This window comes from Halomonas sp. hl-4, from assembly GCF_900215475.1.
In the GTDB taxonomy this organism is placed as follows: domain Bacteria; phylum Pseudomonadota; class Gammaproteobacteria; order Pseudomonadales; family Halomonadaceae; genus Vreelandella.
Map to the genome: position 1 here is coordinate 1,225,552 of NZ_LT907845.1, position 21,856 is coordinate 1,247,407.

Consider the following 21,856-nt stretch of genomic DNA (forward strand, 5'->3'; position numbering starts at 1 on the left):
CTCTTGGAGCAAGGGCTAAAAAGCGGTCGCTAGTATAACGCAAACGGGCGCTCCCCGGAAAAACCAGAGAACGCCCGCAAGGATGGCAGCGCGGTTTAGCTTTCGCTATCACTTTCCGCCAGGTCGACCAGTTCACGAATGGCCACTGCAAACAGCGCAAAGCCCACTTCACTGCCGCCGCGTACCTCGTCGATCAGACGACACCAGCGGCGGTGCAAGTCGGCGTGCTGATCCAGCCATTGAGCGACACGCTCCTGGGTGTCGCGACTGCCGGCCTCCAGCTTGAGTACGCTAGTGGTTAGCGCCAACTGCTGGCGGTCGATATCATCACGGAAGGTTTCCCGCGCTTGGGCCTGCCAGGCATCGCGCACTTCAAGCTGGGTAACCTGCTGGATCATCCAGGGGAGCTCCAGGCGGCTACCAATCTCGTAGAAGACCTCGGCTACACGCTGGGGTTTTTCATTGGTGGCCCGTGCTGCCTGGATAATGCCCAGACCAGCATACAGGCTGGGAGCCGCCGCTACGGTCGAGGCTAATGCATCGGGAACGCCCGCTTCTTGCAGCTCTTCAAAGCGTTGTTGCCACGCAGCCAGTTCCTCGCCGCTGAGCAGCTCGCCAATGCCTTCCTGTAACTGCGCCAAACGGGGACGGAAGTACTCGATGGTATCCTGGGTCGATAGCCCCATGTGCTGACGCAGGAACCACCGCGTCGCGCGGCGGATCATGCGCATCACGTCGAGCATCATCGCGTATTGCACACGGTTGGGCACCTGGTTATCCAGTGCTTCCAGCTGGGCCCACAGAGTAGCCAGATTAAAGCTGTCCCGGGCAACGACGTAAGCGCGGGCAATATCCGCTCGGCCAGCGCCGGTTGAGTCCATGAGCCGGCGCACAAACACAATGCCCATGTGGTCGACCAAATCGTTGGCCACCTGAGTGGCAACAATCTCGCGCTTCAGACGGTGGTCATACATTTCCGGCTGATAGCGCTCGGTCAATACCGCCGGGAAAAGACGCTCAAGATGCTGGTGAATATACGGGTCGTCTGGCACCTCTGAGGTAATCAAGTCGCCTTTCAGGGTGCTCTTGGCGTAAGAAATCAATACCGAGAGTTCCGGAAGGCGCATGCCCTGTTGCTGGCTCGCACGCTCTTTTAATACGTCATCGGCGGGGAGGAATTCAAGTTCTCGGTCAATCTGACCGGCTGACTCCAACTCGCTGATAAAGCGGCGGTAAGGCCCCATACCCTGCTGGGAGAGAATGGCCGAAAGATCCAATGCCTGAGTTTGGCGGTAGTTATCGAGAATCACCAAATCGGCGACCTCGTCGGTCATCTCGGCCAGCAACTGGTTGCGCTGCTTGTCGGTCATGTCGCCGCGCTTGACCACCTCATCAATCAGGATTTTGATGTTCACTTCATGGTCGGAGCAGTTGACGCCCCCGGCGTTGTCGATAAAGTCGGTGTAAACCCGCACGCCTTTGGCGGCGGCTTCCATGCGGCCACGCTGGGTCAGGCCCAGATTACCGCCCTCGCCGACCACGCGGCAGTTCAAATCATTGCCGTTGATGCGCAACGCGTCGTTGGCTTTATCGCCCACATCCGCATCAGTCTCTTCAGAGCCTTTCACATAGGTGCCGATCCCGCCGTTCCAGATCAAATCGACCTTGGAGACGAGCATTGCGCGGATCAACTCGTTAGGCGAAAGCCGCGTCTCTTCAATGCCAAACGTCGACTGCATTTCGGGGGTAATCGCAATCGATTTAGCGCTACGGCTAAACACACCACCACCTTGGGAGATCAGCGTCTGATCGTAATCTTCCCAGCTGGAACGCGGCAGGTCGAACAAGCGCTGACGTTCGGCAAATGAGGCAGCGGCGTCCGGCGTAGGGTCAACAAAAATGTGCAGGTGGTTGAAGGCCCCCACCAGTTGAATCGTCTCCGACAGCAGCATGCCGTTGCCAAACACGTCGCCCGCCATATCACCGATGCCGATCACGCTAAATTCATCGCGCTGGGTATCGACATCCAGGTTTTTAAAGTGACGCTTGACCGATTCCCAGGCACCGCGTGCGGTAATGCCCATCTTCTTGTGGTCATAGCCGTTGGCGCCGCCGGACGCAAAGGCATCACCCAGCCAGTGACCATATTCAAGCGAGATTTCGTTAGCAATATCCGAAAAGGTCGCCGTGCCCTTATCAGCAGCAACCACTAAATAGGCGTCGTCTTCGTCGTGGCGCACCACGCTCTCTGGCGGCACGACATCGCCCGCGACGAGGTTGTCAGTCACATCCAGCAGCGCGCGGATAAATAGCTGATAGCAGGCAATGCCTTCTTTTTGCTGGGTTTCACGGTCGGCGTTCTCTGGCATCCGCTTACAGACAAAGCCACCTTTCGCGCCCACCGGCACAATCACTGCGTTTTTAACCTGCTGTGCTTTCACCAGCCCCAGCACTTCGGTGCGGAAATCCTCATGACGGTCGGACCAGCGCAGCCCGCCGCGAGCCACCTTGCCGCCGCGCAGGTGCACGCCTTCCACCCTTGGTGAGCAAACGAAAATCTCAAACGCGGGACGCGGCTTGGGCATGCCGGTCACCTTGGAAGGCTCGAGCTTGTAGGCGATGTAGTCCTTGGGACGACCGTTTCCGCTTTGCTGGTAATAGTTGGTGCGCAGCGTCGCCAGGATCAGCTCCATAAAGCGGCGCAACAGCTGGTCGTCGTTAAGGCTGGCGACTGCCTCAAGGTGTTCATTAATGCGCGCCACGCACTCGCTGGTGTCGTGGTCATCCAAGCTGGGGTCGAAACGCTGTTGGAACAACGCTACCAGCGTCTGGGTGATCACCGGGTAGTTGGCAAGCGTGGTGGCGATGTAGTCCTGGGACATGCCAAAGCGAATCTGCTTGAGATAGCGGGCATAGCCCCGCAGCATGGCCACTTCGCGCCAGTCCAGGCCAGCGCCGATGATCAAGCGGTTGAAGGCGTCGTTATCAGCCTCACCGGCCCAAATGCGCTTGAACGCTTCGCTAAACGTTTCACGCATATCCGAAAGGCTTACCTCAGCGCCGCTATGCTCCAGCTCGAAGTCATGAATCCAGTAGCGCTGTTGGGGGCCGTTGATATCGTAGGGGCGCTCGCCAATCACTCGCAGGCCGAGGTTTTCCATCATCGGCAGCACGTCGGAAAGCGGAATTTGCGTCGCTCGGTGGAACAGCTTGAGGTTGACCCCGCCGCTCTGCTCTTCCAACGGTCGATAGAGCGACAGTGAGAGATCGTCACCGCTGTCCAGGGTCAGCAGGTGCTGCACGTCAAACACTGCCGTTCGCGCGGAAAAGTCTTCGCGATAGCTGGCGGAAAACGCTTCGTGGAACTGCTCCATCAGGTGGTTGGCGCGCTCTTCGCCGAACCCTTCGATCATTGCGGCCTGCAGATCGTCGCGCCAGCTGCGCGCCAGGCGAGCAACCTTGCTCTCCAGATGCTTAAGGTCGTACTCGCTGGGCGCATCGCCGTTGAAGCGCAGAATCAATTGAATACGTGCCAGCACCGATTCCGACAGGTACGTATTGAAGTCTCCAAAGCGGGCGTCAAGCTCGTCGCAGAGCATGTGCTGGATGCGCTGTCGCAGGTCGGTCGAGAACACGTCACGAGGCACGAAGACTAGGCACGAATAAAACTTACCGCTGACGTCGGCACGAATAAACAGACGTACCTGGCGGCGCTCACGGATATTGAGAATACCCAGCGCCGTGCTGGCCAGCGCCTCGGTATTCATTTGGAAAAGGTCGTCGCGCGGATAGACCTCCAGCACCTGAAGAAGCTGCTTGCCGTTATGCCCTTGGGGATTGAAACCGGCAATATCCATCACCGCTTTGAGTTTGCGACGCAGCAGAGGAATATTGCGCGGTGATTCGTTGTACACCGTAGCGGTAAACAGCCCAAAGAACCGCCGCTCGCCGATCACATTGCCATGATCATCGTAGCGGTCGACAGTAATGTAATCCGGATAAGTTGGCCGGTGTACCCGAGAATGATGAGCACTTTTGGCAAACGACAGCAGCTGCGGCACCAGCACATAGTCATTGTGTTCGCCAATGCCTTCTTCGGTACGAATACGCTCGCAGTAGCGTGGCTGATCCAAACGGAAGACACCCAGCACGCTGTCAGGGTCGCGGGTTAACTCGCCGTCTTCAAGCAGGTATTCGTCGTAACCGAGAAAGGTAAAGTTATCTTTAAGTAGCCATTCCAAAAAGGCGATGGCCTCTTCGTGGTCGTCCGGGTCGATTTGCGGCGGGCAATTTTTCTCAAGCTCCTGAATGGAGCTGCGGATCTGCTCGCACATGGCATCGAAATCACCCACGGCGGTGCGTACATCACGTAACACCTCGTGCAGGTTGTGCTCAATTTTCTCCAACAGCTCAGGGTCGGTATGCCGGTCGACCTCAATCACAATCAGCGACTCGCGCGCCTCTGGTGCTTGTGCATCGCGGGGCGAACCTAACGCCTGCAGTTGGTGCTGCGCATCTCGGCCAACCGCCACTACCGCATTCTGAATAGCATGAACCGTTAGGCCGCGACGATTCAGCTCAATGCGTACAGAATCGACCAAAAACGGCATGTCCTCGTGAAGTACCGCAACAAAGGTGTGCGTCGACTGCCAGCCATGCTCTTCAAAATCGGGATTGAACACTCGGATTTTGGGGCTTTGCGGGTCGTGGTGCTGCAAGAACTGCCAAATCGAGAGCGTCGCCCCATAGAGGTCATCCAGACGGCGATCAATGAGATCTTCCACCGGTACCGTCGCGTAGAAGTGTCGCGCGAAGGCATCGATAGCCGTAGCGCGGGTCGGCTCCAAGCGATCGTGCAGACGTTCTTGTAGCTGCTTCAACAAATCTTGCCGACTTTCTTCAATCGCAACGTAATGCATCCATCACCTCAGCTACCGGGGCCATCACCTGGCCAAAAAACGAAGGACAATAGGCCTTTAGGCCATTATGCGACTAGCTTACGCTACCCGTTAACGCCGCCCTAGCCATCTGTCTGGTTACTCATAGCGCATACCACTTTTGCATTAGCCGTGTTTTTATCATCCGTGCCGGTCAGCGCCGCGTCAGCCACACCCCACATTCACAATGGTCGGTAAACGGAAACTGGTCAAACAACGCAAAGCGGACGATCTCATGGGTGTGCGTTAATTGGTTTAAGTTCTCTGCCAGCGTCACAGGGTTGCATGAAATATAGACGATCTGGGCGTATTCGCTGAGCTGGCGGCAACTTTGCTCATCAAGCCCTGCCCGCGGCGGGTCCACCAGCACCGTAGAAAAGTCGTAGGATTCAAGCGCCATCTCTGCCACACGGCGACCAGTTTTCTCGCCTTTTAACGCAAGGGCGAACTCCTCTGCCGACATGCGCGCCACTTGGGCGTTGGTCACGCCGTTCGCCGCGAGGTTGACGTTGGCGCTGGCCACCGACGTGCGCGAGATTTCAGTGGCCAATACACGGCGAAAATTCGCCGCCAGAGCGATGGTAAAGTTGCCATTACCGCAGTAAAGCTCGACCAAGTCCTCATGCTCACGCCCCGCCGTCACATCGCTTGCCCAACCCAGCATCGCCTGGCAAATATGTGCGTTGGGTTGGGTAAAACTGTTTTCGACCTGTTGGTAATGCAGCGTGCGACCCTCTAACTCCAGGCGCTCCCAAACATGATCGCGCGTCAGTACCAGACGCTGTTTACGCGAGCGACCGATGATCATAATACCCAGTTCCGCTTCAAGGGCCCGCGCTTCAGCTTCCCAGGCCTCACCCAACGGACGGTGATAGATCAGCGTGACCAGCGCCTCCCCCGAAAGCGTGGTTAAGAACTCGAACTGAAACAGTCGGTGGCGTAACTCATCGCTTTTCAAAAAGGCCGTGCGTAACAGCGGCATCAGACGGTTGATGGATTCACTGGCAACTGGGAACTGATCAAGTCGAATAACGCGCTTGCTCTTAGGATTGCCCGGCGTGACCTCAAACATGGCGTAGAAAAGATCATCGCCTTCATGCCAAATACGAAACTCACAGCGCTGGCGGTAGTGGCTGGGCGGTGACGGAAACATCTCTAAAGCCGGCGGCGCGAAGGGCTCAAAAAGGCGTTCGACATAGGCACGTTTGTCAGCCAATTGCTCGGCGTAGCGTTCGGGGTCAACAACAGGGATAGCCAAAGCGGCTCCTCTTTATGTATGGGTAAACATGATCTTGGTAAATATTAAACAGACCCTTACCACGGCTAATGCGTCAGGCTTAATGGCTGCGCGGGCTGAAATCCATAACGCGCCAAACCTTCGGTTAGGTGGTCGGCCGGGCCGGTGGTAAAACAGCGACCGTCGGGGTTCATCACCATTAGCATCTCTGCCACCTGACCGACACGCCGGGCAATGGCATCGCCAGAATCGACCCATTGAATCGGTACCGGGGCAAGCTGGGCTAACCAGGGTTGTAAGAGGGGAAAATGGGTGCAGCCGAGCACGATAGTATCAAGTGCAGGGGTATCAATTGCAGGAGTATCCAGCGTGGACACGCCTGGCCTTGGTTGCGCAGCTTGCCACAGCGGCATCAACGCGGTGTGGATACGCGCCTTGTCGAGTGGTTGCCCCGCCAACCATGCCTCGGCTTCGCTGACCAATGCATCGGCGGCCACTTTGGTCACCACGCAGTCGCTGGCAAAGCGGTCGATCAGTTCCTGGGTATATGGGCGGCCGACCGTGGCCCTGGTGGCCAGCAGGCCGATATGACGCGTCTGGCTAAGCGCCGCCGCCGGTTTAATCGCCGGTACGGTGCCCACCACGGGGATCGACAAATGCCAGCGCAGCTTTTCAAGTGCCAAGGTACTGGCAGTGTTGCAGGCCACAACGAGTACGCTAGGTTGGCAAGCCGCAACCGCCGACAAGCAAACAGCCAGGATACGCTCGGCAAGGCTGGCGTCGTCGCGCAGACCATAGGGTAGCCACGCATTGTCACAGGCGTAGCAAAAACTGGCATGGGGATAGTGCTGACGTAACGCCGCTGCTACCGACAGCCCTCCCACACCGGAATCAAATATCAGAACAGGCCCTTGCTTCATCCTGTCACGCCACAGCCATTGCGTTTTACCACCATCGCCCCTGTCTATGCATTTTTATCAAGGCGATTAGTTTAACACGCACGCGGTAGCTGATAAGCCATCTTCAGCCAGGCCCTCATCAAACTTATACGTTGGGAACATCGGCCCCGCGCAGCTCGGCATAAAGCTCTGGATAGGCTAACTGCAAACGCTCAAGGGATTGTTCGGCGCCCACCGGCAGTGACTGGCGCAGAGCCTCCATATCGTCCTCGCTAAAGTGCTTGTCCATCAACGGAAATAGCGCTTCACGTTCCTGACGCAGGTAGGCGCGGTGCGCCTCCAGATACTCCCTCAAGTCGTCAGCGAACTTGTCCATGGGCAGCACGTTGTCCATCAAAATCATATCGATGTCATTGGATAGCTGCTGCAAACGGGGCGTCAATTGACGATAATCTTCAGCCATTTTTTCGGTGAGCGCCGTGTGTTCAGGGGCGTCCGTGCGCAGCCTTTCAACACAAATTCGCTCCAACGGCCCAGCAAAGCTGTCCATGTAGGACAAAATGTAATCCACCACCTCGCGCATTAGGTGAAAATTGGGACGCTCGCCTTGAACCAAGGCTTTTTGCTTCAATTGAAGGACGTGCAGCATCCTGGCCATATTGGCATGATCTAATCGCAGTTGGTTTAACATTGAGCCGTCTCCTTTATCGTCTTACGCCAAAGGTAGTCTGAGCAGACACGCTTTACCATACACCTTATGATGACATACCCAACCGATGGTCAGTGTTAAACGGAGCTTCCATGGATCTTTTCAGCCGCGCAACCCCTGCCGACGACGCCCCTTTAGCCTACCGGATGCGCCCGCGCCAGCTTGAAGACTATGTTGGCCAACAGGCGCTCGTTGGCCCGGATAAACCGCTACGGCGTATGGCGGAGTCGGGCGTTGTACGCTCAATGATTTTATGGGGGCCGCCGGGTGTCGGCAAAACCACCCTGGCGGAACTCCTGGCGCATGCATCCAACGCCCATTTAGAACAGCTCAGCGCGGTGATGGCAGGGGTTAAGGATATTCGCGTGGTCGTCGAACGGGCCCAGCAACTTAGTTCACCGGTTATTCTATTTTTAGATGAGATTCACCGATTGAACAAGAGCCAGCAGGACGCCCTACTCCCTCATGTTGAGTCTGGCCTTTTGACGTTGATTGGCGCCACCACCGAAAATCCGTCGTTTGAGGTCAACTCAGCACTGCTCTCTAGGGCGCGGGTTTATGTGCTGAAATCGCTGACGCAAGACGAATTGATCAGCGTGATGCGCCAGGCCCTGGACGACCCCGAGCGCGGGCTGGGCAAACGTAGCATTGAGGTGGAGCCATCGGTATTAACTGCCTTGGCCAAGGCAAGCGCAGGAGATGCCCGCCGCGCACTGGGCCTACTGGAAACCGCCTGCGATTTCACCACACAACAGGCTGGCCACGAAGTGCTGCCCGAAAGCGTACTGGCCGATGTCATCGGCCATCAGGCCAGCGCCTTCGATAAGCAGGGCGATGCCTACTACGACCTGCTCTCGGCTATTCACAAATCGGTGCGCTCCTCACGGCCCGATGCCGCCTTGCTCTACATGGCCCGCTTTATTCAAGGCGGTGGCGACCCGCTGGATGTGGTGCGCCGACTCAGCGCCATCGCCTCGGAAGACGTGGGTAACGCTGACCCTCGCGCACTACCATTGGTCATCGCCGCCTGGGATGCCTATTTACGGCTAGGCGACTACGAAGGCCAGCGGGCAATCGCCCACGCGGCGATACATCTGGCGGTGGCGCCAAAAAGCAATCGCATTGACCAGGCCTGGAACAAGGCCCAGCAGTTTGTCCGCCAACAGCCCCAGGTTGAAGTACCCACCTATCTGCGCAACGCGCCAACCAAGCTGATGGAGCAACTCGGTCATGGCGAAGGCTACCGCTATGCGCACAACGAACCCGACGGCTACCCTGCAGGGAGTGCCCACGACTGCTGGCCGGAGGAGCTGCCCAGACAAGCGTTTTATCAACCCAGCGCGTTCGGTCAGGAAAAGCGTTTTGCCGAGATCATGGCGTGGCGAAACGCCAGAAACAAAGAAGCCGACCAGGCATCGGATGCCTGATCGGCCTTTATGTAAATGAAATGAGCCTTTCCGCTAATCGCTCATAAAGCCCGGCTAGCGCTCGTCCTCACGAATCACGTCAGCTCCATCGGGGACTTCAAATTCAAAACGCTCGTCGTCAATATCTTCATTGCGCTCGGCATTGCTGAAGATAATCGATGTGCGTTGGCCGGTGCTATCGGTCATCCATAGCTCGGTGAGCATATCACCATCAAAGGTCATGCGAAGCTGCTCAAACAAAGTATCCGCGGACGTGGGCACTAGCGTGAAGATATCATCACCGCCGTCGTCCTCGTACTCGACATCGTAATTTTCGGTCAGCTCGCTAACCCGTCCTGATAGCAACAATGCGGGAGTATGAGTCACCCGCTCGTCCAGCGCCTGGACCGTCACTTGCTCAAGATCCGGATCGTAGAGATACACCTCATCACCGTCCGATACCACGGTTTGCGCATAAGGCGCTTCCACTTCCCAGCGCAACATACCAGGGCGCGACAGCCACATTTCGCCACGCGCTTCCTGCAAGCGGTCACCGCTGCCATCGAGTATTTCTTGCTCAAACGATGCCTGATAGCTTTCCAGCGGATCAAGCCGTTCGGTTAGCCGCTCAGCGGCCTCGTTGGCAATGGCCAGCGGGGCGGTGAAGGTTAATCCTAATGCGCTGGCAGCCAGTAGTAATGATGAAGGACGTCGAGTTTGCGTATCGCTCATGCGATCTCCCTAGGCAACCTTGCCAGTGAACAATGAACTTAGCCGGTCATATGGCTAGTAAAAAAGCGGATAAAGAGTGAACGTGGGGGCTAGCATAACCGTTCGTGTAGCCATTAAGACGCGCGTCCCGCTACCAAGTTTCATCGGCAGCGGGATTTCCACGCTAATTGCACGATTGGCTTAATGGCCAACAGGCGGTGGCGCCAGCACCTCCCGGGCGCCGTTGGTACCCATCGATGACACCACGCCCGCACCTTCCATGGCCTCCACGAGGCGAGCGGCACGGTTATAGCCAATTTTAAAGCGCCGCTGCACTGCGGAAATCGATGCTTTACGCGTTTGCGTGACAAACTGAACGGCTTCATCGTAAAGCGCGTCCTGCTCGGCGTCATCGCCATCGACTCCCTCGGCCTCAAGCCCAGCTAACGCGTCTGCCGAAACACCGCCCGATAAAATCTCTTCGATATATTCCGGCTCACCGCGGCGCTTCCAGTCTTCCACCACACGATGTACCTCATCGTCGTCGACAAAAGCCCCGTGGATACGATTGGGCGGCCCCGACCCGGCGGGCAAGTACAGCATATCGCCATGCCCCAGCAGGCTTTCCGCGCCGCCCTGGTCCAAGATCGTGCGCGAATCAATCCGCGATGACACCTGGAAGGCCATCCGCGAGGGAATATTGGCCTTGATCAAACCAGTGACCACGTCCACCGACGGGCGCTGAGTGGCAAGTATCAGGTGGATCCCTGCCGCACGGGCTTTTTGCGCCAGGCGAGCAATGAGCTCTTCGACCTTTTTGCCCACGATCATGAACATATCGGCGAATTCGTCGATCACCACCACGATGTAAGGCAGCTTCTCAAGTATCGGTGGCGTTTGGTGCATCTCCCAAGGCTGCGGCTCCCATAGCGGGTCAGCCACCTGGGCGCCAGCGCGCTCGGCTTCGTCCAGGCGGGCGTTAAAGCCGGCAATATTACGCACCCCCATAGCGGCCATCAGCTTATAGCGACGCTCCATTTCTGCCACACACCAGCGCAGGCTATTGGCTGCCTCTTTCATATCGGTAACTACCGGAGCCAACAGATGCGGAATACCGTCGTAGACAGATAGCTCCAGCATTTTTGGGTCGACCATGATCAGCTTTAGCTCATCCGGCGTGGCCTTGAGCAGCATCGAAATTAGCATGGCGTTGACGCCCACCGACTTGCCCGACCCCGTGGTACCGGCCACGAGCAAATGCGGCATTTTGCCGAGATTGGCGACTACCGGCCCGCCACCAATGTCCTGCCCCAGGGCCATGGTCAGCGGTGATTTTTCCTGTTGATAGCGTTCGGAATCAATGACTTCGCGTAGCCTGATCATTGCCCGATGGGGATTTGGTATCTCAATACCGACCGTCGGCCGCCCTGGAATCACCTCGACCACGCGTACGCTCTTGACCATCAACGAACGCGCCAAATCTTTGGCTAAGTTGCTGATTTTGGAAACTTTGACGCCCGCTGCGGGCTTAATTTCAAAGCGCGTAATCACTGGCCCGGGCCAGGTGTCGACCACTTCAGCTTTGACGCCATACTCGCGCAGGCGTACTTCAAGCAGCTCGGCCATATCCGCCAACTGCTCATCGGTATAGTTGGGCTGATGTGGCTCAGCCGGGGTCAGCAGGCGCAAGCTCGGCACGTCGCCTTCGGGGTCGGGTATGTGATCGAAGGAGGGACGCTGATTTTGCAGATGTTCCACCGTCCACAGCGTCGGCCCGTTATCGGCCTCCTCTTGCTCGGCGGCAACCTCCGGGCTGAAGGTCGGCTCATGACGCGCAGGCGGAGGCGTCGATGCTTCCGGTACCTCGTCGTCATCGCCCCATATCGGCTCGGGCACTACTTCAGGCACCCGATCCTTGTGCCGCTCGGCGTTCAATGACTCAGCGGCTTGTTCGGACGCTGCCTCATCCGGCACGGGTGCCCACGGCTTGTCCTCAGCGGCGGAGAGCGGTGCTGAAGAAGCCGGCACAGCCTCTGGTTCACGGCGCGAGGCGCGCAGCGGTAATGGCTCGCGGGACGCTTCGTCGGCAGGCGATGCAGGCGTGGCCGTAAAAGGTGACGCAGCCGTCGAATCAGCGCTGTGATCACGTGCCGATGGTTCAATCTCGTGCGTTGCCTGCTGGCTGGCCGGTGGCGCAGTGGTCGGCAACTGTTCAGTGGCTGCGTCTGTTTCAGTAGCGGCTTCTTTGGCTATCTCTGGAGGCGTCGCCTGGGCGCGCGGCGCTGTCTTGAAAGCCGTGGCAGAAGGTGCTCGTGCGGCCGTCCAGGGGATAGACGTGTCCGTGACGTTATCACGGCCTGCTTGGTTGTCTTCCTCCATGTCGGTCGACATCGCAGGTTCGCGGCGTTTATCGCGACTGCTGCTCTCGGCCTTAGGCTCGGGCGCTGCTTTACGTTGCGTGGGCTCTGGGACAGGTCGCGCTGCCGCTCGCTGCTTGGCTCGCTCACGGCGCGCCTGGCGACGCGCCGACCACCAACCACTCAAACGGCACAGGCGGCGGCCCACCTCATCGGCGACCTGCAGCCAGGACATGCCACTAAACAGCGGAAAACCGCTCAAAATCAGCGCAGCGGCAATCAACCCTACGCCGCCGCTGTTGACCAGCGGGCGTAGCGCACCCACCAGCCCTTCACCCAAAATACCTCCAGAGGCATAGGGCAGCAGGCTATCGGGGTTATAAAAATGCAGCGCGCCGAGCATGGTGGTGCCAAACATCAGCAGCATCAGCCCCCCGGCGCGCACCGCTACGGCCACCGGGTCCAGCTCAAAGCGCACCTGGCGGGAGCGAACCAGCCACCAGGCCAAATAGCCGACCATGCCTGGCCACCAGAGCGCACTGGCCCCCAGGAGCGAATAGAGGACGTCAGCAAGCCAGGCACCCACTGGCCCCATCCAGTTGCTGACCGCGGTTTCCGGCCCTTGGGATGACCAGCCGGGATCCGCTGGCGAATAACTAAACAGCGCCAGTAATAAAAATGTACATATCGCCAACAGCGCCACCACCACGCCATCGCGTGCGGCGCCCTGCAGGCGTAACCCAACCCGACGAGCTTTGTCCTTGGCGGCGTTGACCCGACCCGAAGACCCACTTTGGCGCGTGTTACGCTGTGTTCGCTTGTCGACCGCTTTATTCAATTTCAAGCGACTCTCCCTTTTGCACCCGATGGCGTCGTTAATCCACTTGCGAGTTTGTATCATACCGAGCATCCTGCTGCCGTCACAGGGTCGTTGATCCGCACTTGTTATCGCTGCTAATGACCGGAGCACTCCATGCTACCCTGGCTTTCCTCGCCAATGCCTCACTTTCCCCCCGTCACCTCGGCGCTGGGTTCGCCTAACGGCCTGCTCGCAGCGGGCGGCGAATTAACCCCCGATTGGCTGGTGGAAGCGTATCGGCACGGCATCTTTCCATGGTACAGCGATAACGACCCCATTCTATGGTGGAGCCCTGATCCCCGCATGATACTCCTACCTGAACAATTTAAGCAGCGCCGCAGCTTAACAAAAAAGCTGCGCAATGCGGGATTTGAGATCACCGTCGACCAACATTTTGAACAAGTGATCGACGCCTGCGCCGCGCCACGGGACGAAGAACTGGGCACCTGGATTACCGATGACATGTATCACGCCTACTGTGACCTCAAAGCCCAGGGCATTGCCCACAGTATCGAGGTGCACCATCACCAGCGCTTGGTGGGCGGCCTTTATGGTGTCGCTATGGGGCCGGTGTTTTTCGGTGAGTCGATGTTTTCCCGCGTTCCCGACGCCTCAAAAGTGGCTTTAGCGCACCTGGTCCGCGCCATGCGCGACCACGGCGGCAAGCTCATCGACTGCCAAATGCATACACCGCACTTGGCAAGCCTAGGCGCAACAACAGTCGCCCGAGCGACATTCATCAGCTATCTTGAAAAGTGGTTGCCAAGCTCTGCGTTTAGCTTTGCAACACCACCGGAGAACGCGCCCGTTGTGCCGCCTTCTCCGTGGCTATCGGCTATCGCCTGACGCAATTTACCGGTATCTATTTTACAAGCACCTTTTTTACAGGCTAACGGTGCCAACGCTAACGGAACCAGGAGGCAAACTGTGAGCAGCAACGCTCCCCGCCGGCTTGTACGCGATTTGCGCTTCTTTTTGACAGTGCCCCACGCCTGTAGCTATCTGCCCGACAAAGAAGCCACCACGCTGTTCCTGGACCCTCAGGAATCGCCCATGCCCGGTGTCTATGACTCCTTGTCCCTGCTCGGGTTTCGGCGCAGCGGTCGACATTTATACCGTCCCCATTGCGAAGGCTGTAACGCTTGCCGCTCCGTACGCGTGCCGGTCGAACGCTTTAGCCCGAACCGAACGCAGCGGCGAATCACCCGGCGCAATGCGGATATCACCACGCGCATCACCAAAGCATACTTTGATGCGCGCCATTACGCGCTTTACGCTGACTATATTAACCACCGCCATGCCGATGGCGACATGTACCCCCCAAGCCATGAACAGTATCGAACGTTTTTGACCCTGGACGAACCCTATGCTCAATTAATGGAGCTTTATCTTGAGGATCGCCTGATTGGAGTGGCTGCCTTCGACCAGCTTGAGCACGGTCTTTCAGCGATTTATACCTTTTTCAGCGTCGACGAATCCCTGGATAAGCGCTCGCTGGGCACTCTGGCTATATTACGGCTCATCGACTTGGCCCGCGACAAGCAACTGCCCCACCTTTACCTGGGTTACTGGATAGAAGCGTGTCGAAAAATGCGCTATAAGCAGAATTTTACCCCCCTTGAGGTGCTCGACGGCCGCCAGTGGCGAGAATTAATTCGCTAATCAGCCACGCTTTTTTGCCTTGACGCCAGGCTTACGGCACAATATAGCGCTATTCGAGGTGGTGCTGGCTATCAGGCACCGCATGCCCAGTCGTTTTGAGCACACCTATTACGTTGAATTAAGTGAGGAACTGCCTATATGGCACGCGAAGATCATATTGAAATGGAAGGCGTTATTGTCGATACCCTGCCCAACACCATGTTCCGTGTTGAGCTGGAAAACGGTCACGTCGTTACAGCGCATATCTCTGGCAAAATGCGCAAAAACTACATCCGCATCCTGACCGGCGATAAAGTAAAAGTTGAGCTCACGCCTTACGATCTCTCCAAAGGCCGCATCGTTTACCGCTCACGCTAACAGCGCCCAGCACGGCGTGAATCAGCGCCCTGCCCTCTTTTACTCGTCCAGCGCTACCGATGCCTGCCTGCCAAAACGACAACGCCCCGTCAATGACAGGGCGCTGCGTAGAAGTCTGGATAGCTAAGCGCCCATTAGGGCGCATCGGCCATTTCCGACTCGGTTGACAAGCGTAACTCGCCTTCCTCCAAGCTGACGTGCACGATCCCGCCCTGCTCGGCAAGCTCGCCAAACAGAATCATCTCTGCCAGCGGCTTTTTGAGCTTCTCTTGGATCAAGCGCGCCATCGGGCGTGCCCCCATGTCCGGATCGTAGCCTTGATCCGCCAGCCAATCGCGCGCCATATCGTCGACTTCCAACTGAACGCGCTTCTCGTCCAACTGTGCTTGTAGCTCGATCAGGAACTTGTCGACAACGTTGCGGACTACCGAAGTCGGTAGCGAATGGAACTGGATAATGCCGTCCAGGCGGTTGCGGAATTCCGGCGAGAAGGTACGGCGAATGACTTCCATCGCATCGGTCGAATGGTCCTGATGCTGGAAACCGATCGAGCGGCGCGATGCCTGCTCGGCCCCGGCATTGGAGGTCATGATCAGGATAACGTGACGGAAGTCTGCTTCGCGGCCGTTGTTATCGGTCAGGCGGCCGTGGTCCATCACCTGCAGCAGCAGGTTGAAGACTTCCGGGTGCGCTTTCTCGATCTCATCCAACAGCAGCACGCAGTGCGGCTGCTTGGTGACGGCTTCAGTCAGCAGGCCGCCCTGATCGTAGCCAACATAGCCCGGAGGCGCACCGATCAGGCGTGACACGGTATGCCGCTCCATGTACTCCGACATATCGAAACGCACAAGCTCAATACCCATGATATGCGAGAGCTGCTTGGCCACTTCGGTTTTACCTACCCCCGTCGGCCCAGCAAACAGGAAGCTGCCCACCGGCTTGTCGGGCGACTTCAAGCCAGCACGCGACAGTTTAATGGCAGCAGACAGCGTATCGATGGCCTCGTCCTGACCAAATACCAGCATTTTCAAGTCGCGGTCGAGTTTTTCAAGCAGCTTGCGATCCGAACTGGACACGCTCTTCGGCGGAATGCGGGCAATCGATGCCACAACCGCTTCCACCTGCTCCACATCGATGGTCTTGGCGCGCACTTCAGGCGGTAGCAGACGCTGGTGGGCACCGGCTTCATCAATCACGTCGATGGCTTTATCCGGTAGGTAGCGGTCGTTGATATAGCGATCCGCCAGACGCGCCGCGCTTTCAAGCGCCCCATCGGTATATTTAAGTTCGTGGTGTTCTTCAAACCGCGAACGCAGCCCCTGAAGAATCTTGATGGTATCTTCCACCGACGGCGCCATCACATCGACTTTCTGGAAGCGACGCGCCAAGGCACGGTCTTTCTCAAAGATACCGCGGAATTCTTGGAAGGTAGTCGAGCCAATGCAGCGCAGCTCGCCCGAGGAAAGCAGCGGTTTGAGCAGGTTAGAGGCATCCATCACACCGCCAGACGCCGCACCCGCACCAATCACGGTATGTATCTCGTCGATAAACAATACCGCATTGGGCTGCTTACGTAGCTCGCCGAGCAGGCTCTTCAGGCGCTTCTCGAAGTCACCACGGTACTTTGTACCGGCCAGCAGTGCGCCCATATCCAGCGAATACACCACCGCATCGGCGATAACATCAGGGACGTCTTCTTCGACGATGCGCTTGGCTAACCCTTCAGCAACGGCCGTCTTGCCAACACCGGCTTCGCCGACCAGCAGCGGGTTGTTTTTGCGGCGACGGGCAAGAATCTGCACCACGCGCTCAAGCTCGTGATCGCGACCGATCAAGGGGTCGATTTTGCCCAGCCGCGCCTGCTCGTTGAGGTTGGTGGCATAGCCGGTAAGCGGGTGAGCCGCGCCTTCGGCGCTGCCTTCCTCGGCTTCTTCGCCTTCCTGCTGGGAAGGCGATGGTGAAGGGCCATGCCCCGCGACCTTAGAGATGCCATGCGCGATGTAGTTAACCGCGTCTACCCGGGCAACATTCTGCTGCTTGAGGAAATAAACCGCTTGGCTTTCCTGCTCAGAGAAAATCGCCACCAGTACGTTCGCGCCGGTAACTTCACTTTTACCAGACGACTGTACGTGGAAAACGGCGCGCTGGAGCACCCGCTGAAAGCCCAGTGTCGGCTGCGTTTCGCGGTCGCCTTGGCCTTCAGGAATCAGAGGAGTGGTCGAGTTGATGAAGTCCTGCAAATCGGACCGCAGCTTGTCGAGGTTTGCCCCACAGGCTTTCAATACATCCAACGCCGAAGCGTTGTCCAAGAGCGCGAGCAACAGGTGCTCGACGGTCATGAACTCATGACGCTTGGAGCGCGCCACGGTGAAAGCCGTGTTCAGGGTCAGTTCAAGTTCTTTGCTCAGCATGGCAGTCCCCTTTTCGCTACACCCTAGGGCATATCGCCACCTAGGACTTGCGTCGGATCAGTTTAATCGACCGGCACTTTCAAACATCGGGTACAAATCGAACAGTTGCAAGCCCACCTACCGATTTTTTTCAACGCTCTCAATCGGCGGCTTCAATGTCGCTCATTAAAGGATGCTCGCACTCACGGGCGTATTCATTCACTTGGTAACTTTTAGTTTCAGCAATATCGCGGGTAAACACACCACAGGTAGCTTTCCCCTGAGTATGCACCGCTAACATCACCTGGACGGCTTTTTCACTGTCCATGTTAAAGAAGCCTTGCAGCACTTCGATGACAAACTCCATCGGCGTAAAGTCATCGTTGTGAAGCACCACCTTAAATAGCGGCGGCTGAGCCAGCTCAGGCTCGGCAGACTGCACCGTCAGGTCGTCATCGTATTCAGGCATATCGGGGCGCGTCATGCCCGCTTCAAGCGAAGACGCCTCCGGGTATGAACTGTCGGTATGGGGCATAAGCAGCAAGGTTTATCATCTCTCGGCCGACGGGCAACGTCCTAGGTAGCGATGTGCTATATAGTCAGACGTGCGCAATCAGCAAGGGTTCATGGAAAAATCAAAATTATCACATCGTGCCGGACAAAAAACCCCCGCCCGACAAGCGGGCGAGGGCTTAACGCTACGGAATCGAACTGCGTTAGTCGGCAGCGACCATCGCCAATGCGTTGTTGAGCGTTTTACTCGGGCGCATGGCTTGGCTAGCCCGTTCGCCACTTGGACGGAAATAACCTTCAATATCAACTGGCTGCCCTTGAACGCTGTTGAGCTCATCAACAATCGTCGCTTCGTTGGCTTTGAGCGTTTCCGCCAGACGTGCAAACAGCGTCTTCATCTCGGCATCTTCGTCTTGCGCGGCCAGTGCTTCTGCCCAGTATAGCGCCAAGTAGAAGTGACTGCCTCGGTTGTCCAATTCGCCTACCTTACGCGACGGTGACTTATTGCTGTCCAGGAACTGACCGTTGGCTTCATCAAGCGCATTAGCCAACAGCTTAGCGCGGGCATTACCAAAGGTGCTGCCCAAGTGTTCAAGCGACGCCGCCAGGGCCAAGAATTCGCCCAGTGAATCCCAGCGCAGGTGATTCTCTTCCAGGAACTGCTGGACGTGCTTCGGCGCAGAACCGCCCGCACCCGTCTCAAACAGCCCACCGCCATTCATCAGCGGTACAATCGAGAGCATCTTGGCGCTGGTGCCCAGTTCCATAATCGGGAACAGGTCGGTTAGGTAGTCGCGCAGTACGTTACCGGTGACCGAAATGGTGTCTTCGCCCTTGCGAATACGCTCAAGCGATACCTTCATGGCCTCCACCGGCGACAGAATTCGAATATCCAGGCCGTTGGTGTCGTGGTCTTTCAGGTAGGTTTCGACTTTGTTGATCAGTTGCGCATCGTGAGCACGGTTGGCGTCGAGCCAGAAAATCGCCGGCGAGCCGCTTTCCCGCGCCCGGGTCACTGCCAGTTTGACCCAATCCTGGATCGGCGCGTCCTTGGTCTGGCACATGCGCCAGATATCGCCCGCTTCAACGTCGTGGCTAAACAGCGTGTGGCCGTTTTCGTCGGTCACTACCACGGTGCCATCGGCAGGAATCTGGAAGGTCTTGTCGTGGGAGCCGTACTCTTCCGCTTTCTGGGCCATCAAACCAACGTTAGGCACGCTGCCCATGGTGGTCGGGTCGAAAGCACCATTTTTCTTGCAGTCTTCAATCACTGCCTGATAAATGGTCGCATAGCAGCGATCCGGAATTACCGCCTTGGTATCCTGCAGCTCGTCGTTAGCGTTCCACATCTTGCCCGAATCGCGAATCATCGCGGGCATCGAGGCGTCGATAATCACGTCGCTGGGTACGTGCAGGTTGGTAATACCTTTGTGCGAGTTGACCATCGCCATCGGTGGACGCTCTTTGTAGAGCGCCTCGATATCGGCCTTGATGGTTGCCTGCTGTTCAGCGGGCAGCTTTTCAATCGCGCTGTAAAGATCGCCAATACCGCTATTGGGATTGAAGCCCGACAGTTTAAGCGCGTCGGCGTGCTTTTCGAGAACGTCTTTGTAGAATTCCTCTACCACCATGCCAAACATGATCGGGTCGGAAACCTTCATCATGGTGGCTTTCAGGTGCAGGGAAAACAGCACGTTATCTTTCTTGGCGTCTTTGATCTGGCTGTCGATAAAATTGCGCAGGCGGCGGCTGCTCATGCAGGCCGCGTCGATCACCTCTCCTTCCTGCACGGCAAGGCCTTCTTTCAAAACGGTGTGAGTACCGTCTTTCTGGGCCAGATCGATCTTGAGCTTGCTGGCGTTTTTAATCACCGTGGACTGCTCGCTGGCGTAGAAATCGCCTTCGCTCATGTGAGCCACGTGCGACTTCGAATCAGCGCTCCACTCGCCCATACGATGCGGGTATTTACGCGCGTAGTTCTTAACCGACTTCGGCGCACGGCGATCAGAGTTACCCTCGCGCAGTACCGGGTTGACCGCACTGCCCTTGGCCTTGTCGTAACGCGCCTTGATCGAGGTTTCCTCGTCGTTCTTCGGCTCGTCCGGGTAGTCGGGCAGCGGGTAGCCCTGGCTCTGAAGCTCTTTGATGGTCGCCTTCAACTGCGGGCCTGATGCACTGATATTGGGCAGTTTGATGATATTGGCTTCAGGCGTGGTGGCCAATTGGCCAAGCTCGGCCAGGTCATCGCTGACGCGCTGTTCATCGCTGAGCAGATCAGGGAATTGGGAAAGCACGCGGGCAGCGAGAGAAATATCGCGCGTCTCAACGATAATGCCCGCCGAGTCGGTAAAGGCATCAATAATCGGTAACAACGAATAGGTCGCGAGCGCGGGGGCCTCGTCGGTGAGCGTATAAATGATCTTCGGCGTTTTGGACATTTTTGCGTTAACCTCTTTTCTCTGTCGCTGTGATTATAAATTCTTAAGCGTCGCGGCTCATTGAGCAAGAAACCTTATCGCGAAGCGTGCGGAGCTTTTGGTAGCTCCTCCCATCACATGGTGATTAATAAAAGCCACAAGGTGGTTTATCGGTGGTGGTGACGACGACCCCAGCGGTCACGCAGGAGTATACCAGCGCTGCACTTTAACCGCATGAGCGATTGTCGACAAATCAAGGGCAGCCCAAACGAGACAATGAGCAACCTATATTTACTGCATAAACCCTACCGCATGCTGTCCCAGTTCACCGACCCCCAGGGCCGCGCCACCCTGGCGGATGTGATTGACGTGCCAGACGTTTATGCCGCCGGTCGGCTCGACTACGACTCGGAAGGCCTGCTGCTGCTCAGCGATGATGGCAGCCTGATTCACCGCATTGCCCATCCGCGCCATAAACAACCGAAAACCTACTGGGTTCAGCTCGAAGGGCGAATCGACGACGACGCCCTACACGCGCTGAAAAGCGGCGTGGCGCTAAAAGACGGGCCCACGCTGCCTGCCAAGGCGCGGCGTATCGACCCACCCAACATCGCCCCGCGCCACCCGGCCATTGACCCTAAGCGCCACCCATCCACCAGCTGGCTGGAGCTGACAATCAGCGAAGGCCGCAACCGCCAGGTGCGACGCATGACCGCCCACGTCGGCTTCCCCACGCTGCGTCTGATTCGCGCTGCAATCGGCCCTTGGCAGTTGGGCGAACTGGCGCCAGGCGAATGGCGTCACGAAACCCTGCATGCGCCGCGCGCGGCGAAGCCCAATCAGCGCCCAACCCAGCGCAAACGGCCCGCATCAGGGCGCAAGCGGTCATGAAACAGACGATTCACAGCACAGCGGCCTGCGTAATTCAACAGGGCGAACGCTTTCTAATGGTCGAGGAAGCCCGCGGCGGCCCTACCACCGTGTTCAACCAGCCGGCCGGGCATATCGAACCCGGCGAAGGGCCTATCACCGCCATCTTGCGCGAGGTCGCCGAAGAAACCGCTTGGCAGGTCACGCTCACCGGCTACCTGGGGCTTTACATTTTCCATACGCCCCAGGGAAAAACCTTTCACAGCCACGGCTTTATCGCCACGCCCAAGACGTTTCTGGATACCCCGCTGGATCGTGACATTACCGCCACCCACTGGCTGACACTGGATGAAATTCAGGCGCTCAATCACGCTGGGCGATTGCGCAGTCCTCTGGTGGTCACCCGCATTGAAGATGCCATGCAACACCACCATTACCCCCTAGAGGTAATCCGCGAGTGAAGCACTCGAAGCGCCATGGCTGCATCGTGTATAATCACCGCCCAATTGCATACCACTCCAACCGAGGATGG

Annotated in this window: 15 protein-coding genes; 6 read left to right on the top strand and 9 right to left on the bottom strand. The window is 57.4% G+C overall.

The window, feature by feature from the left end; all coding sequences use genetic code 11:
• Nucleotides 1-95: 95 nt before the first annotated feature.
• The 4 genes from CPH17_RS06000 to CPH17_RS06015 all read right to left on the bottom strand — a co-directional run bounded on the left by CPH17_RS06000 (nucleotide 96) and on the right by CPH17_RS06015 (nucleotide 7,764).
• Nucleotides 96-4,919, bottom strand: coding sequence for an NAD-glutamate dehydrogenase (locus CPH17_RS06000; protein ID WP_096298597.1), 4,824 nt, complete (start codon nucleotides 4,917-4,919; stop codon nucleotides 96-98).
• Between the two features lie 172 nt (nucleotides 4,920-5,091).
• On the bottom strand, nucleotides 5,092-6,195 hold the full coding sequence (trmA, locus tag CPH17_RS06005; protein WP_096298599.1) for a tRNA (uridine(54)-C5)-methyltransferase TrmA: 1,104 nt from the start codon (nucleotides 6,193-6,195) through the stop codon (nucleotides 5,092-5,094).
• 65 nt (nucleotides 6,196-6,260) lie between these two features.
• The gene (locus CPH17_RS06010) at nucleotides 6,261-7,094 is read right to left on the bottom strand and encodes a glutamate racemase (RefSeq protein WP_096298601.1); all 834 of its coding nucleotides are present in this window, start codon (nucleotides 7,092-7,094) and stop codon (nucleotides 6,261-6,263) included.
• Between the two features lie 124 nt (nucleotides 7,095-7,218).
• On the bottom strand, nucleotides 7,219-7,764 hold the full coding sequence (locus CPH17_RS06015; protein WP_096298603.1) for a hemerythrin domain-containing protein: 546 nt from the start codon (nucleotides 7,762-7,764) through the stop codon (nucleotides 7,219-7,221).
• Nucleotides 7,765-7,874: 110 nt separating this feature from the next.
• Here CPH17_RS06015 and CPH17_RS06020 point away from each other — a divergent pair, with 110 nt between their 5' ends.
• Nucleotides 7,875-9,209 (top strand): replication-associated recombination protein A, encoded by a 1,335-nt coding sequence (locus CPH17_RS06020; RefSeq protein WP_074396926.1) that lies wholly within the window; start codon nucleotides 7,875-7,877, stop codon nucleotides 9,207-9,209.
• 54 nt (nucleotides 9,210-9,263) lie between these two features.
• Here CPH17_RS06020 and lolA read toward each other — a convergent pair whose 3' ends face one another.
• Together lolA and CPH17_RS06030 are read right to left on the bottom strand one after the other, a co-directional pair.
• Entirely contained in the window at nucleotides 9,264-9,920 is a 657-nt protein-coding gene (gene lolA / locus CPH17_RS06025; protein ID WP_074396927.1) for an outer membrane lipoprotein chaperone LolA, read from the bottom strand.
• A 180-nt stretch (nucleotides 9,921-10,100) separates the two neighbouring features.
• Nucleotides 10,101-13,100 carry a DNA translocase FtsK gene (locus CPH17_RS06030; protein WP_074396928.1) on the bottom strand — a complete coding sequence of 1,000 codons (3,000 nt, stop codon included), beginning with the start codon at nucleotides 13,098-13,100 and terminating at the stop codon, nucleotides 10,101-10,103.
• Between the two features lie 129 nt (nucleotides 13,101-13,229).
• On the opposite strand from CPH17_RS06030, the gene aat reads away from it, so the two are divergent.
• From aat to infA, 3 genes are all read left to right on the top strand, one after another.
• The gene (gene aat / locus CPH17_RS06035; protein WP_074396929.1) at nucleotides 13,230-13,961 is read left to right on the top strand and encodes a leucyl/phenylalanyl-tRNA--protein transferase; all 732 of its coding nucleotides are present in this window, start codon (nucleotides 13,230-13,232) and stop codon (nucleotides 13,959-13,961) included.
• Nucleotides 13,962-14,042: 81 nt separating this feature from the next.
• Nucleotides 14,043-14,777, top strand: coding sequence for an arginyltransferase (locus CPH17_RS06040; protein ID WP_074396930.1), 735 nt, complete (start codon nucleotides 14,043-14,045; stop codon nucleotides 14,775-14,777).
• Between the two features lie 138 nt (nucleotides 14,778-14,915).
• Nucleotides 14,916-15,134, top strand: coding sequence for a translation initiation factor IF-1 (gene infA / locus CPH17_RS06045; RefSeq protein ID WP_007111068.1), 219 nt, complete (start codon nucleotides 14,916-14,918; stop codon nucleotides 15,132-15,134).
• Nucleotides 15,135-15,268: 134 nt separating this feature from the next.
• Here the strand turns inward: infA and clpA are convergent, their stop codons facing one another.
• The 3 genes from clpA to CPH17_RS06060 form a co-directional block, all read right to left on the bottom strand.
• The gene (clpA, locus tag CPH17_RS06050) at nucleotides 15,269-17,545 is read right to left on the bottom strand and encodes an ATP-dependent Clp protease ATP-binding subunit ClpA (RefSeq protein ID WP_074396931.1); all 2,277 of its coding nucleotides are present in this window, start codon (nucleotides 17,543-17,545) and stop codon (nucleotides 15,269-15,271) included.
• Nucleotides 17,546-17,684: 139 nt separating this feature from the next.
• Nucleotides 17,685-18,008, bottom strand: a complete 324-nt coding sequence (gene clpS / locus CPH17_RS06055; RefSeq protein ID WP_441316770.1) for an ATP-dependent Clp protease adapter ClpS — start codon at nucleotides 18,006-18,008, stop codon at nucleotides 17,685-17,687.
• 232 nt (nucleotides 18,009-18,240) lie between these two features.
• Entirely contained in the window at nucleotides 18,241-20,475 is a 2,235-nt protein-coding gene (locus CPH17_RS06060; protein ID WP_074396932.1) for an NADP-dependent isocitrate dehydrogenase, read from the bottom strand.
• Between the two features lie 255 nt (nucleotides 20,476-20,730).
• Between CPH17_RS06060 and CPH17_RS06065 the strand changes: the two genes are divergently transcribed.
• Together CPH17_RS06065 and CPH17_RS06070 are read left to right on the top strand one after the other, a co-directional pair.
• Nucleotides 20,731-21,345, top strand: a complete 615-nt coding sequence (locus CPH17_RS06065; protein ID WP_074396933.1) for a pseudouridine synthase — start codon at nucleotides 20,731-20,733, stop codon at nucleotides 21,343-21,345.
• Nucleotides 21,342-21,785: an NUDIX domain-containing protein gene (locus CPH17_RS06070; RefSeq protein WP_074396934.1), complete on the top strand. Its 444-nt coding sequence runs from the start codon at nucleotides 21,342-21,344 to the stop codon at nucleotides 21,783-21,785. The genes CPH17_RS06065 and CPH17_RS06070 overlap by 4 nt, the downstream gene beginning before the upstream one ends.
• Nucleotides 21,786-21,856: the final 71 nt, after the last annotated feature.